This window comes from Pseudomonas sp. UYEF17, from assembly GCF_040546125.1.
Taxonomy (GTDB): domain Bacteria; phylum Pseudomonadota; class Gammaproteobacteria; order Pseudomonadales; family Pseudomonadaceae; genus Aquipseudomonas; species Aquipseudomonas putida_Z.
Genome location: NZ_JBEPNE010000037.1, coordinates 1 through 14,256, shown reverse-complemented (window position 1 = coordinate 14,256; position 14,256 = coordinate 1). Strand labels below are relative to the sequence as shown.

Genomic DNA, 14,256 nt, shown 5'->3' with positions numbered 1-14,256 from the left:
ACAGGCCTGATACATAGATGCAACAGGGTTCCTATGTTCAAAAGCAGCTAGACAGTGTGGGCGAGTCCATACATAGGAGCGGCCTTGTGTCGCGAAAGGGCTGCAAAGCAGCCCCGGCAATCCATGCGGTGACGCTGAAACCCTGGGGCTGCTTTGCAGCCCTTTCGCGACACAAGGCCGCTCAGAAGAACGCGTCAATCCTGGGGATCGCACCGCATCGCAGCAGGCATCAACGCGGCAGGCTGACCCTGACCACCTCGGCAAAATAACGGGCACCGGTTGCCAGGATCGCATCGTTGAAATCATACGAAGCGTTGTGCAACGGCGTAGCCCCCGCCTCGCCCTCGGCACCATTGCCGATGAACACGAAGTTGCCCGGCACCTGCTGAAGAAACGCACCGAAGTCCTCGGAAATCATCATCGGCATCACTTCGCCATTCACCGCCTGCGCCCCCACCACATTGCGCGCCGCCGCCACGGCAATTTCCGTGTTCGCCGCCCAGTTCACCGTCGGCGCAAACTCGTGGCTGTACTCGAACCGGCAGGTTGCACCGTGCAGGTGGCAGATACCCTCGCTGATCTCGCGCATGCGCTTTTCCAGCAGGCGTTGCACCTCAGGGCTGTAGCTGCGGGTGTCACCCTTGATCGTGACATGGGTCGGTATCGCATTGCGGATGCCATCAGTGATGAACTCGGTGCAGGAAACCACTGCCGACAGGCTCGGGTCGACATTGCGCGCGACAATGGTCTGCAAGGCCAGCACGATCTCGGCACCGATCACCATCGGGTCGATACCCATGTGCGGCCGGGCGGCATGGGTGCCCTTGCCCTGGATGTGAATGACGAAGTTGTCCTCACTGGCCATGATCCCACCGGCCCGCGTGGCGATATGGCCAGCCGGCATGCCCGGCATATTGTGCGCGCCATACAGGGCATCGACCGGAAAGCGCTCGAACAACCCATCGGCCATCATCGCCTTGGCCCCCCGCCCATGCTCCTCGGCCGGCTGGAACACGAAACGCACGGTACCGTTGAAGTTACGCTCGCGGCACAGCAGGTCTGCGGCACCCAGCACCATCGCCATGTGCCCGTCGTGGCCACAGGCGTGCATCTTGCCGTGGTTGCACGACGCATGCGGCCGTTGATGCGCCTGTTCGGTGATGTTCAGGGCATCCATGTCGGCACGCAGGCCGATCACGCCTGGGCCGTCACCGACAGTGAGGCTGGCAACCAGGCCGGTGCCACCGATGCCACGGTGCACCTCCAGGCCAAGGCTGGCGAGGATGCTGGCGACCTGTTCGGCGGTGTCGAACTCTTCAAAGCCGGTTTCCGGGTGCCGGTGAAACGCGTGCCGCCATTGCTTGAGGCGCAGTTCGAATGCAAGGTCGTTGCTCATGCTTGAAGCTCCTGTTACTGGGCCAACGTCGGGCGTTGACCGGAAGGTTGGGGTTCATCCGCAGGCGCTTGGCCGTGCCAGATGACGCTTTCGCTCAGGTAAGGCGTGCGGTAGCCGCTGCCCACACCCAGGCGGTAGAACGCGAAGGCAACTGCGCTCACCACGACCATGTCCAGGCCCTCTGGCAGCAGGCCGATACCGCCGAACGCCTCGCTGCCCAGCCACGACACCAGGGCAATCGCCGGGAGATAGCCAATCAGCCAGACTGCGGCGCGCAGCTCGCGAGCGAACCCCGCCCAGCCGGCTTTGGCCTGGTAGTAGAAATAGATAGGCAAGGCGCCGATCACCAGGAGGATCACCTGGCTGGTCAGCGGCCAACGGGCCCAGTACAGCACCAGTGAGGCACAGATGAAGGCGAACGGCGCAATGATGCCCATGCCCTTCAGGCGCAGCGGGCGGTGGATTTCCGGCGCGGTAGCGCGCAGCGACATCAGGCTGATCGGCCCGGTCAGGAACGAAATCACCACAGCCACCGAGATCACCGCCGCCAGTACGCCCCAACCACGGAAGAAGAACAGGAAGATGAAACTCACCGCCAGGTTCAGCCACATCGCCTGGCGCGGCACGCCATACAGCGGATGCAGGTTGCCGAAGATCTTCGGCAGGGTGTTGTTCTTCTCCATCGCATAGATCATGCGCGCAGTGGTGGCGGTATAGATGGAGCCGGTACCCGAAGGGCTGACGAAGGCATCCAGGTACAGAAGCATGGCCAACCAGTTCAGGTTCAGCGCCAGTGCCAGTTGCGCCAGGGGCGAATCGAAGTTCAGGTTGTGCCAGCCCGCAGCGATGCTCGCCGGGCTCAAGGCCCCGATGAAGGCCACCTGCAACATCACGTAGACCACCAGCGCGATGAGCACCGAGCCGACCAGCGCGAACGGGATGCTGCGCCCGGGGTTGCGCGCCTCGCCGGCCAGGCTGACCGGGCTCTGGAAGCCGTTGTAGCTGAACACGATGCCGCTGGCGGCCACTGCCGTGAACACTGCAGACCAGCCATACGGCGCAAAGCTGGCAACCGAGCCGTCGCCGAAGTTCTGTGTATTGAACTGGGTCGAGATCAGCGCGACGGCGGTCAGCGCAGGCACCACCAGCTTGAACACGGTGATTGCGGTGTTGGTCTTGACGAACAGCTTCACGCCCCAGTAGTTCAGGCCGAAGTAGACCAGCACCAGGCCCGCACTGGCCAGCAGCCCGCCATGGGTCAACTCGCCGTGGTGCACCAGCGCCTGGGCCCACGGGAATGGCCAGGAGGCCATGTACTGGATCGAGGCGATCGCTTCGATGGGGATCACCGACACGATGGAGATCCAGTTGGCCCAGGCCGCCAGGAAGCCCACCAGCGAGCCGTGGGAATAGCGCGCATAACGCACCATGCCGCCGGACTCAGGAAACATCGCGCCCATTTCCGCATAGGTCAGGGCAATCGCCAGCACCACCACCGCACCGATGACCCAGGCCAGGATCGCCGCCGGCCCGGCGATGGCCGATGCATGCCAGGCGCCGAACAGCCAGCCTGAACCGATGATGGAGCCAAGGCCGGTCAGCATCAGCGACCAGGGGCTGATGTCACGTTTGAGTTTGTTCATGGAATCTCCGCTTGTTTTTCTTGTGTGGAGCTGACGGAGGGCCGGTAATACCCGGCCCTCTGGGGTGGATCAGGTACGTACCCAGGCTTGCTGGCGGGCCAGTACCGAGCTGGCCGACTCGCCCAGCAGGTCGGCATATACGCCGGGGGCGGTGGCGCCTTCGGTACTGATGATGAGGATGCGGGCGTTGCCGTCGATACCCAGGTCGGCAGCTGCGCCAGCATCCGTTACCAGGCGGGCAAGCCCGGCCAGGCCGGCGACGCCGGACTCACCGGCTACCAGTGGAATGTCGCGAGCGCTGCCAGCCGCCAGGCGGCGCATGGCGGCGACAGCTTGGTCATCGCTGATGGTCATGAAGTAATCGACGCTCGGCTCCAGGAAGCGCCAGGCCAGCGGCGATGTCTCGCCGCACGCCAGGCCTGCCATTACCGAGTCCACCGAGCCGGTCGCCCTGGCCGGCTTGCCGAGCAAGGCGCTCTGGTACAGGCAGTCCGCCTGCTCCGGCTCGACCATGACCAACAGCGGGCGCTGTGCGCCGTAGTGCTCCCACAGGTAGCTGACGATGCCGGCCGCCAGGCCGCCCACCCCGCCCTGCAGGAACACGTGGGTGAACGGCGGTTGCCCGGCAGTGGCTTCGATGATTTCCGCAGCGATGGTGCCGTAGCCCTGCATCACGTCACGCGGAATCACTTCGTAGCCTTCATAGGAGGTATCGGAAACCACGGTCCAGCCATTGCTGGCCGCCAGCTCCGCAGCATGCTCGACCGACGCGTCGTAATTGCCGGCAATGCGCACGATCTGTGCGCCATAGGCCGCAATCGCCTGTTCGCGCTCGATGCTGACGTTGGCATGCAGCACGATCACGCAGCGGCAGCCGATGCTTTGCGCGGCGGCCGCCAGGCCCTTGCCATGGTTGCCATCGGTGGCGCTGACCACGGTGAACTGCGCCAGCAGGTCGGCGTACTGGCCTTCCAGCAAGCCACGCGGGTCGAACTGCTGCGCGGGGAAGGTACGCCGGATCAGCCGGACCAGGGCAATCGGCGCGCCCAGGGCCTTGAAACTGCCCAGTTCCGAGCGCACCGATTCGTCCTTCACCGACACCTGGGCAACACCCAGTTCGGCGGCCAGGTCAGGCAGGCTGTACAGCGGCGTAGCGCCAGCGTTCAAGCGCGCCCAGCCGGCCAGCCACTGGCGGCTTTCTTCAGCCCTGGCAATGCTCATCACCTCTTGCAACGCTTGCGGGTAAGGCTGGCGACCGGCCTTGGGGTTGGAAACAAACATGCGGTACTCCTTTCTGCAGGCAACAGGAAGCCCATGCCGCTGAAACCAGGCCTCAGCGGGCGGGGCATTACAGTGGGGATCAGGGGTGGGTCAGGCGACGGCTGACCACATCCAGCAGTACCTGGGCGCCCTGGATCAGTTGCTCGTCGTCGGTATGCTCGCGCGGGTTGTGGCTGATGCCGCCCTGGCTGGGCACGAAGATCATCGCGGCGGGGGCGATGCGGGCGATCATTTGCGCGTCGTGGCCAGCACCGGAGGTCATGCGCCGGTGGCTGAAGCCGAAACGCTGGGCCGAGGCTTCTATGGCATCGGCCAGCTCTGCGTCGAAGATCACCGGTTCGAAACGCACCAGGCGCTCGGTGGTGATGGTGACCCCTTCGCGCTCGGCAAGCGCCTCCAGATATTGGTTCAGGCGGTTTTCGGCGTAGGCCAGGCAGGTTTCGTCGGGGTCGCGCAGGTCGACGGTGAAGGTGGCCTTGCGCGGGATGACGTTGATCACGTTCGGCTCGAACTGCATGCAGCCGACGGTGGCCAGGGTCGTGCCGGAATCCACGGCCATGGCGCGCAACTCGGCAACGATGGCACTGGCGACGAAGCCTGCGTCATGACGCAGGTGGGTCGGCGTGGTGCCGGCGTGGTTGGCGTGCCCTTTCACCTCTACTTGCTGCCAGGAAATGCCCTGCAGGTTCTCGACCACGCCAATCAGGGTGTTTTCGGCTTCGAGGATCGGCCCCTGCTCGATATGCAGTTCGAGGTATTCATGCGGCACGATGGCGCCAGGCTCCAGCGTGCCGGCATAGCCGATGCGCGCCAGTTCATCGCCAAGCCGCGTACCGTCGGTGCCAAGTGTGTCCAGCGCCTGTTGCAAGGGCAGGCCGCCGGCATATACCAGTGAGCCCATCATGTCGGGCTGGTAGCGCACACCCTCTTCATTGGTGAATGCGCCGACGGTGATCGAACGCTCAGGCAAGCGCCCGGCATCACGGTAGGCCCGAATCACCGCCAACCCGGCCAGCACGCCATAGCAGCCATCCAGGGCTCCGGCGTTGGTGACGGTATCGATGTGCGAACCCATCATCAGTGGGCGTTGCTCACCGCTGTCGGCGACAGCGCGCAAGGTACCGAAAATGTTGCCGATGCGGTCGACCTGCACGTCGAGGTCAAGTTCGCGCATCCAGCCGACCAGCAGGTCGCGCCCGGCCTTTTCGGCATCGCTCAGGGCGATCCGGGTGCGCCCGCCGTGAGTGGCGTCAGCGCCTACCTGGCCGAGTGCACGGATCTGCTGCAGCAGCAAAGCGCCGTTCAGTTGCAGTGGGGTACTCGCATTCATCAACCGTTTCTCCCTGGGTGCAAAGCCTTGGCTCTACACCGCCGTTTTTGTTCATGGGAGAATTCTATTCGCTCGCCATGTACGAAAAGCTTGATTTTTGGCCTTTGCGCGCACTTTTATTACGTATTCCCGGCGTTTACCGCTGTTTACCTACAGAGGCCCCTTCATGCCCCTCGATCACTTCGACCTGGCCCTGCTCGATGCCGTGCAGCGCGACGCTGGTACTTCACAGCTGGACCTCGGTGCGCAGGTCAACCTGTCCTCGGCAGCGGTCAATCGGCGGTTGAAGAAGCTGGCGGCCGACGGCGTGATCCGTGGCACGGTGGCACAGGTGAACCCGGAGCAGCTTGGGTACACGCTGACGGTGATCACCGAGGTTGAAGTGGAGAACGAGCGGCTGGACCTGCTGGACGAGATGAAACGCACCTTCCTCGCCTGCCCGCAGGTGCAGCAGTGCTACTACGTGGCCGGGGAGTGCGATTTCGTGCTGATCATGCTGGTGCGGCACATGGAGCAGTACACCCAGCTGACGCGCGAGCTGTTCTTCGAGAACAACAACGTCAAGCGCTTCAAGACGCTGGTGTCGATGAGCAATGTGAAGACGGGCATGTTCGTGCCGACCCTCACGCCTTGAAGCCTTGTTGCGGTCCCCTGTAGGAGCGGCCTTGTGTCGCGAAAGGGCTGCGTAGCAGCCCCAGCTATTGTTGCGCTGAAGCCGAGATCGCCGGGGCCGCTTTGCGGCCCTTTCGCGACACACGGCCGCTCCTACAGGGGATCGCGCACTCTTCAAGTCTTACTATTAATTGTCATGTTTGTAATATCACAGCAATCGGCAACTGTGCATCATGAAACAAGTTGCCAAGATGCGTGCCAGTGCATTTATCAAAATAACAATTACCAGGCGGGTCGACTTGTTCTTCCTGCCCCACAACCGTGTCTGGAATAAAATGACAACTCAAACAGGCGCCTTCCAACAAAAAGGTTATCGAAGAATCATTCCGTCGATGACCGCCTTGCTGCAATTCGAAGCCGTGGCCCGGCTCAACAGTTTTACCCAGGCAGCCATTGAGCTGGGCGTGACCCAGGCGGCAGTCAGCAAGCAGATCAAGGCCCTCGAGGAAAACCTCGGGGCGCTGCTGTTCCATCGCTCGCACCGCAGCATTCACCTGACCGAAGGCGGCGAGATCCTCTTTGCCAGCATCTCCGAATCACTGCAGCGGGTGGCCAGCGCGTTCGACCAGATCACCCACATCAGCCACCATCAGGAAATCGTGCTGGGCTCCACCGCACCCTTCTCGCAACTGCGCATCATGCCCCGTCTGAACGCCCTGGCCGACGCCCTGCCGCAGGTGCAGCTGCGCCTGGCCACGCAGATGTTCACCGGCGATCTGCGCAAGCGCGACTACGACCTGGACGTACGCTACGGCAACGGCCAGTGGGACGACGGCGAAGCCATCCTGTTGTTCGAGGAAGAAATTTTCCCGGTCTGCGCCCCTGCCTGGCTGGCCCGCAACAACCTGCCCGTCACCTTGGAGGAACTGGCCGGGGCCGGGCTGCTGGATGCCGACTCCACCTCCGAGGGCTGGGTCGACTGGCCTGGCTGGTTCCGCGAACTGGGCCTGGCCCCGGCAGCACCCCGCTACAACCTGCGCTGCAGCCTGTACACCGATGCCATCAACGCGGCATTGGCCGGCTACGGCATTGCCCTGGGCTGGGGGCGGCTGGTGGAGCACCTGGTGAGTACCGGCGCGCTGGTGCGGTTGGAGCCTTTCACCGTACGCACCCGCGAATCCTATTACATCGTCGTGCCGCACGGTCGGCCGGCATCGGTGTACACCCGTGCGATTGCCCATTGGCTGCAAAGCCCGGCGCCTACGCACGACAACCCGTTCCTGCATAACCTCAGGTAATGGGAAATGGAAAATTAAGCGCATTGACGCTATTCGAGGGCACTTCAATAATTCGCCGCACATGGCTTTATCAATTAAAAATAAAAGTGCCTGAGGACAACAATGAGCAGCCCAATCAATAAAACCCATCGCGAACTTGTCGATGCGCGCCAACCGGGCTTCGGCATGCCTGGCGAGTTATACAGCCGCCAGGATATCTTCGACACCGATATGGATATCTTCTTCCACAAACACTGGATACAAGTAGCCGTTACTGCCGATGTCGATGAGCCCGGCGATGTGTTTACCGTGGATATCGGCAAGGCTTCGGTGCTGATCCTGCGCGACGATGACGAACAGATCCGCGCCTACCGCAATGTCTGCCGCCACCGTGGCGCACGCCTGAAAGAGCCTGGCAAGTCCACCGTCGGCATGCTGGTGTGCCCCTACCACCAGTGGACCTACGACCTCGACGGCAGCCTCAGGCACGCCAGCCACATGGGCAAGGCATTCGACCCCAAGTGCCGCAGCCTGATCCCGGTGCACTGCAAGGTCATCGGCAGCCATGTGCTGGTGTGCCTGAGCGACACCCCACCGGACGACATCAGCGACCTCGAAGAAGTCATGGGGCCACGCTTCGCCCCCTTCGACCTGACCAACACCCGCATCGCCTACGAACTCGACTACATCGAGAACGGCAACTGGAAGCTGGTGATGGAAAACAACCGCGAGTGCTACCACTGCGCTGGCACCCACCCGGAACTGATCGTCTCGTACCAGTCCGAGGACCTCGGCGTCAGCCTGGAGGAAATGAGCGACGAAGCGCGTGCCTCCTATGATGCCTACCAGGTGCGCAAGGCCGGCATCGAAGCCGACTGGGCCAGCGCCGGCCTGCTGTACGAGACCGTCGAACACCTGCAGGACAGCTCACCCACCCAGTTCCGCACCCAGCGCATGATCATCGCCGGCAGCGGCGAGTCGCAAACCCTCGACACCAAGGTGGCCTGCAGCAAGCTGCTGGGCAACCTCACTCGCCGCGACCTCGGCGACACCCACCTGTGGGGCAACAACGCCTGGGCTCACGTGATGAGTGATCATGCCATGATCAGCTGGATCATCCCGCTGTCGCCGGAGCGCACCCTGGTGCGCACCAAATGGCTGGTGCACCGCGACGCTATCGAAGGTGTCGATTACGACCTGCAACGCCTGACCGAAGTGTGGGTAGCCACCACCCAGCAGGATGCCGCGCTGGTTGCCATCACCCACAGCGGTACTCAGGACCCCGCCTTCGAGCCGGGCCCCTACTCCACCTTCACCGAGCCGTACGTCGACCAGTTCACCCGCTGGTACGCCTCGCGTCTCGCCGCACACGGGGTTTGAAGGCCATGACCGCACTGCACAGCATCGCCGGCCTGCGCGCCGACCAGCGTTTTACCGACAGCGACCACTGGGCCGCCCACGGGGCGCAATGGGCCAGTGGCGAAAGCCGGCGCATCGAATGCCTCAGCGTGGTGGACGAAACCCACGACGTGAAGACCTTCACCTTCCACAGCCCGGATTACCATGCCCTGGCCTACGAACCCGGGCAGTTCCTGACCGTGTCGCCGGTGATCGGCGGGGCCAGCGTGTCGCGCTGCTATACCCTGTCTTCCACGCCAACCCGGCCGTTCACCTTTGCCATCACGGTCAAGCGGGTGCCGGGCGGCACGGTGTCCAACTGGCTGCACGACAACCTGCGCCCGGGCCAGGCCCTGGCTGCCTCGGGCCCGGCCGGGGTGTTCACCCCGGTGGCCGGCCCGGCGCGCAAGTTGCTGTACCTGTCGGCCGGCTCCGGGGTCACCCCGCTCATGGCCATGACCCGCGCCGCCGCCGACCTGCACGCCGAGCTGGACATCGTCTTCGTGCACAGCGCCCGTACGCCGAAGGACATCATCTTCCGTGAGGAACTGGCGCAGCTGGAGCGTCGCATGCCACAGCTGCGCACCTTGTTCTTCTGCGAAAACCAGGGTGACGAGGCCGACTGGAACGGCCCGCTCGGGCGCCTGTCGCTGGAAGCGCTGCAACGCGAAATCCCTGATTTCAAGGACCGCGCCGTGTTCACCTGCGGGCCCAAGGGTTACATGGACGCCACCAAGGCGCTGCTGGCCGGTGCCGGTTTCGACCTGGCCCGCTACCACCAGGAAAGCTTCGACATCAACGCCGAAGCCGAACCTGAACCCGCTCCGGTTGCCCCGGGCCAGGCCCTGGATACCTTCACGGTGCACCTGGCCCGCTCGGGCAAGACCTTCACCATGCGCGCCGACCAGACCGTGCTGGCGGCTGCCAAGCTGGCAGGCGCCGTGGTGCCTTCGTCCTGCAGCCAAGGGGTTTGTGGTACCTGCAAGACGGCGCTGCTGGAAGGCAGCGTCGACATGAAGCACAACGGCGGCATCCGCCAGCGCGAGATCGACAAGGGCCTGCGGCTGCTGTGCTGCAGCCGCCCCACCTCGGACCTGGTGGTCGACCTCTGACCGACAACAAGGGCGCTTGAGCTTCAGGCGCCCTTTTTTCATCTGCAGTCCCTTCAACCCGCAACGCCGCCAGGCGGGTGCGTTCGCACCTGCCTGCCAGAATAAAAAGGATATAGCCGATGCGTGCAAAAGAAGGCCTGTTCAAGGGCCTGAATCCTGTTGTGACCGTTGGGTCGCTTTCCATTGTCGTGGCCTTCGTGGTGCTCTGCGCCTCCTATGGCGACCAGGCCGCCGGGGTATTCAAGGCCGCCTCCGACGCCATCCTCGACCACCTGAAATGGTTTTACCTGGCGCTGGTCAGCGGCATCCTCGGGGTGCTGGTGTTCATCGCCTTCAGCCGCTTTGGCACCTTGAAGCTCGGGCGTGCCGACGAAAAACCGGAATTCAGCTTCGCCGCCTGGATCGCCATGCTGTTCAGCGCCGGCATGGGCGTGGGGCTGATCTTCTGGTCGGTGGCCGAGCCGGTGCTGCACTATGCCAGCAACCCGTTCACCCCGGGGCTCACCGACCAGGCCGCATCCATGGCCATGCGCATCACCCTGCTGCACTGGGGCCTGCACCCGTGGGCAATCTTCACCGTGATCGGCCTGGGCCTGGCCTACTTCGCCTACCGTGAAGGGTTGCCGCTGGCGTTGCGCTCGATCCTCTACCCGCTGATCGGCAACCGCATCTACGGGCCGATCGGGCATGCCGTGGATATCATCGGCGGCGCGGTCACCGCCTTTGGCGTCTCGCAGTCGCTGGGGCTGGGCGTGGAACAGATCAACATGGGCATGCACCAGGTGTTCGGCACCCCGGTCACCCTGTCGTTCAAGCTGAGCATCATCGCCATCGTCACCGTGATTGCCTCGATCTCGCTGGTGGCCGGCGTGTCGCGCGGCATGAAGCGCCTTTCGACGCTGAACATGTGGATTTCCCTGGGGCTGATGCTGGTGGTGCTGGCACTGGGCCCGACCAACTACCTGATGAACCTGCTGTTCGAATCGGCTGGTGACTACGCGCAGAACATCATCGGCATGAGCTTCTGGACCGACGCTCAGGCCGACAGCGCCTGGCAGAAGAGCTGGACTGCCTTCTACTGGCCGTGGTGGATGACCTGGGGCCCGTTCGTGGGGCTGTTCATTGCACGCATCTCCCGTGGCCGCACCATCCGCGAACTGGTGTTTGGCGCCCTGCTGGTCCCGACGCTGGTGACGATCCTGTGGATGGCGGTGTTTGGCGGTACAGCACTGAAGGATGAGCAGCAGGCGCGCCAGGCCTACCAGCAGTTGCCGGTCGCCGAGCAGGCAGCCGCCGGCCCGTTCCAGGGTGGCCCGATACTGGAGGCCACGCGCAAGGAGACCACCACAGCCATGTTCACCCTGCTCGACCGCCTTGACGGCCCGACCTTGGGTGCGGTGCTGAGCGTGATCATCTGCCTGTTGCTCGCCGTGCACTTTGTTACGGCCGCTGATGCGGGAACGCAGGTGCTGTGCATGCTCAACTCGCTGGGCAGCATCAACCCACCGCACTGGATCCGGGTGCTGTGGTGCGTGCTGGAGGGAGCGATCGCCGCCAGCCTGGTGATTGCCGGCGGGTTGCTGGCGATCCAGATGGCCAGCATCGTGGTCGGGTTGCCGATTGCGTTCTACATGTTGCTGACCGGGTATAGCCTGATGCGCAGCCTGTTTGCCAGCGAGCAGGTCATTGCCCGCGAAGTGCCGGCGAATCTGGCGGTGGAGCCAGCCCGCACTACCGGTGAAGTGGCATAGATAGCCGGGGCCGCCTTGCGGCCCTTTCGCGACACAAGGCCGCTCCTACAGGCCATGTACAATCCCGAACCTGCGCTGTACCTGTAGGAGCGGCCTTGTGTCGCGAAAGGGCTGCAACGCAGCCCCAAGGGCTCAGCCAGGGTTTGCCTGCGGCAGCTCGATGCGCACCCGCAACCCGCCACTCGCGGCGGCCAATGCAGTGATGCTGCCGCCATGCAACGCAACGGCCCGCTGGGCAATCGCCAGGCCCAGGCCAAATCCATCACCGTTACTGTCGGTACCGCGGTCGAATGGCTCGAAGATGCGCTGCAGGCGCGCCGGCTCGACGCCCGGGCCATGGTCGCTGACGCTGACCTGCAACCATTGCCCGCCCGGCGCCAGCGCGGCCTCGACCAACACCTCGGTACCTGCTGCGGTGTAGCGCACGGCATTACGGATGATGTTCTCGAACGCCCGGTACAGCAGTTCTTCATGCCCATGAGTGATAAACGTGCCCTGGGCCTGCAAGCAAACCTGGCACTGCTTCATGCCGGCCTCGAAGCGGGCGTCCTCGACGATCTGCGCCAGCAGTTCGACCACATCGAGGGTGGCGAAGTCGTCGCCCTGCCGGGCCTGGGCGCGGGCCAGGGTCAGCAGTTGCTCGATCAGGTCGTCCATGCGCCGCGACTCGCGCTCCACCCGTTCAAGCATGTCGAGCCGGTCCGGTTGCTGGCGCATCAGGCCGATGGCGGCATGCATGCGGGTCAGAGGCGAGCGCAGTTCGTGGGAAATATCGTGCAGCAGGTTCTGCTGCGCCTGCACCAACGCCTTGAGCTGACCGGCCATGCGGTCGCAGTCTTCGGCCAGTTCAACGATTTCGTCACGGCGTTTGCCCAGCCTGGGTTTGACCCGCACCTCGAAACGACCCTGGGCGACCTGGCCCATTGCTTCGCGCAGCCAGGCCAGCGGGCGGGTCAGGTACAGGCTGCACAGGAAGGCGAACAGCGCACTCATCAGCGTGCCGGTAAACAGCGGGCCCATGCTGCGCGGGCGTGGTGGCTCGCCAATGGTCGTGGCCACCGAAGCGCGCAGCACCAGCGGGCGGCCGTCGCGGTCGCTCAGCGCCTGCTCGAACCGGGCCACTGGCACCGCCCTGCCGGCCAGCAACCGGCCTTGGCTATCGTAAAGGCCCACCTGCACATCCGGCGGCTGCGGCGAGACCTCGAGCAACTGTCGGCCAGCCTGCTCGCCGTAACGTTGCAACAGCTGCAGTTCGGTGGCCAGCAGCGAGCGCAGCGCCGGGGTATCACCACGCAGGTCATTGAGCATGAAGGCGCCCGCGCCCACCAGGAAGGTCAGGGTGTTGGCCAGCCAGAAGGCCAGGAACAGCTTCCAGAACAGGCGCCGGCGCATCATTCGACGATCAGCATGTAGCCCATGCCGCGCACGCTCTGGATCCAGCTGCTGCCATCGGCGCGCGGCCCGAGCTTTTGCCGGATGCTGCTGATGTGCACGTCGATGCGCCGGTCGTAACGGGTCAGCGGCCGGCCCAGGGCATTGAGCGACAGGTCCTGCTTGCTGACCAGCTGGCCGGCCTGGCGGGCCAACGCTTCGAGCAGGCTGAACTCGGAGCCGGTCAGCTCGAGGATGGCAGCGCCCCAGTGCGCCTCGCGTCGACCAGGCCACATCTTCAGGGCACCGCTGCGCACCTGTTCGGGCACCATGCCTTCGCCCATCAGTTGCGGCTGAACACGGCGCAGGATCGCCCGCAGGCGCGCCACCAGTTCGCCGGGAGAGCTGGGCTTGGGCACATAGTCATCGGCACCCAGCTCCAGGCCGGCGATGCGGTCGATGTTGTCGCCACGGGCAGTCAGCAACAGCACCGGTACCTGGCTGCGCGCGCGCACACGCCGCAGCACTTCGATGCCCGAAATGCCCGGCAGCATCACGTCCAGCACCACCACCTGATAGTTGCCGGTCAATGCCTGGGCTTCGCCCTCCTCGCCAGTGCCGACGGAGGTGGCCTGGAACCCTTCGCGGGCCAGGTACAAAGAGAGCATTTCGGTGAGTTCGCGGTCGTCGTCGACCAGCAGCACAGGGATCATCAGGGCCAGGAATCGTGATTGCAGGGGTTGCAATGATCGCCCCGGCGGCCGGCACTGTCACCGCCGGCCGGTCGGACTTTACACATCTTTACCCTCGGCTAACCGCGCCGAACACAGCCCGCCCGTATCCTCATCGCCCGCTGCATGCGGGCTGCCCGCGCTTGCTCCCTCCGAATCCGCTTGTCTGGAACCCTCGATGAACTACCCGCGCCTGTTGCTCTCCGTCCTGCTGCTGAACGCCACGCTGGCCCAGGCCTCCCCCTTCAGGATCGCCGACATCCGCGTCAACGGCCTGCAGCGGGTTTCCGCCGGCAGTGTCTTCGGTGCCTTGCCGCTGAACGTCGGCGACCAGGCCGATGACCGCCGACTGGT

11 protein-coding genes and 1 pseudogene are annotated in these 14,256 nt (G+C 64.2%); 6 read left to right on the top strand and 6 right to left on the bottom strand.

Features of this window, described 5'->3' with window-relative positions; all coding sequences use genetic code 11:
• Positions 1–229 precede the first annotated feature (229 nt).
• The 4 genes from ABIB24_RS26495 to ABIB24_RS26480 form a co-directional block, all read right to left on the bottom strand.
• Positions 230–1,396: a M20 aminoacylase family protein gene (locus ABIB24_RS26495; RefSeq protein WP_354317690.1), complete on the bottom strand. Its 1,167-nt coding sequence runs from the start codon at positions 1,394–1,396 to the stop codon at positions 230–232.
• A gap of 14 nt (positions 1,397–1,410) precedes the next feature.
• On the bottom strand, positions 1,411–3,039 hold the full coding sequence (locus ABIB24_RS26490; RefSeq protein WP_354317689.1) for an APC family permease: 1,629 nt from the start codon (positions 3,037–3,039) through the stop codon (positions 1,411–1,413).
• A gap of 69 nt (positions 3,040–3,108) precedes the next feature.
• Positions 3,109–4,320 (bottom strand): diaminopropionate ammonia-lyase, encoded by a 1,212-nt coding sequence (locus tag ABIB24_RS26485; protein WP_354317687.1) that lies wholly within the window; start codon positions 4,318–4,320, stop codon positions 3,109–3,111.
• A gap of 79 nt (positions 4,321–4,399) precedes the next feature.
• The gene (locus ABIB24_RS26480; RefSeq protein WP_354317685.1) at positions 4,400–5,650 is read right to left on the bottom strand and encodes a Zn-dependent hydrolase; all 1,251 of its coding nucleotides are present in this window, start codon (positions 5,648–5,650) and stop codon (positions 4,400–4,402) included.
• Between the two features lie 166 nt (positions 5,651–5,816).
• Between ABIB24_RS26480 and ABIB24_RS26475 the strand changes: the two genes are divergently transcribed.
• The 5 genes from ABIB24_RS26475 to ABIB24_RS26455 all read left to right on the top strand — a co-directional run bounded on the left by ABIB24_RS26475 (position 5,817) and on the right by ABIB24_RS26455 (position 11,800).
• Positions 5,817–6,284, top strand: coding sequence for an Lrp/AsnC family transcriptional regulator (locus ABIB24_RS26475; RefSeq protein WP_025339219.1), 468 nt, complete (start codon positions 5,817–5,819; stop codon positions 6,282–6,284).
• 370 nt (positions 6,285–6,654) lie between these two features.
• Positions 6,655–7,560 carry a LysR substrate-binding domain-containing protein gene (locus ABIB24_RS26470; protein ID WP_249352838.1) on the top strand — a complete coding sequence of 302 codons (906 nt, stop codon included), beginning with the start codon at positions 6,655–6,657 and terminating at the stop codon, positions 7,558–7,560.
• Between the two features lie 102 nt (positions 7,561–7,662).
• Complete coding sequence (locus tag ABIB24_RS26465; RefSeq protein WP_354317683.1) at positions 7,663–8,919, top strand: aromatic ring-hydroxylating oxygenase subunit alpha; 1,257 nt, start codon at positions 7,663–7,665, stop codon at positions 8,917–8,919.
• Positions 8,920–8,924: 5 nt separating this feature from the next.
• A complete protein-coding gene (locus ABIB24_RS26460; protein WP_025339222.1) occupies positions 8,925–10,049 on the top strand; it encodes an FAD-binding oxidoreductase in 1,125 nt (374 codons plus the stop codon).
• Between the two features lie 119 nt (positions 10,050–10,168).
• Positions 10,169–11,800 (top strand): BCCT family transporter, encoded by a 1,632-nt coding sequence (locus ABIB24_RS26455; protein ID WP_137164027.1) that lies wholly within the window; start codon positions 10,169–10,171, stop codon positions 11,798–11,800.
• Between the two features lie 132 nt (positions 11,801–11,932).
• On the opposite strand, the gene ABIB24_RS26450 is transcribed toward ABIB24_RS26455, so the two are convergent.
• Both ABIB24_RS26450 and ABIB24_RS26445 read right to left on the bottom strand, forming a co-directional pair.
• On the bottom strand, positions 11,933–13,195 hold the full coding sequence (locus ABIB24_RS26450) for a HAMP domain-containing sensor histidine kinase (RefSeq protein ID WP_274121166.1): 1,263 nt from the start codon (positions 13,193–13,195) through the stop codon (positions 11,933–11,935).
• A complete protein-coding gene (locus ABIB24_RS26445) occupies positions 13,192–13,884 on the bottom strand; it encodes a response regulator transcription factor (protein ID WP_137164029.1) in 693 nt (230 codons plus the stop codon). Before ABIB24_RS26445 ends, ABIB24_RS26450 begins: the two co-directional genes overlap by 4 nt.
• 196 nt (positions 13,885–14,080) lie before the next feature.
• Between ABIB24_RS26445 and ABIB24_RS26440 the strand changes: the two are divergent.
• Positions 14,081–14,256, top strand: a pseudogene (locus tag ABIB24_RS26440) (hypothetical protein); the annotation flags it as partial.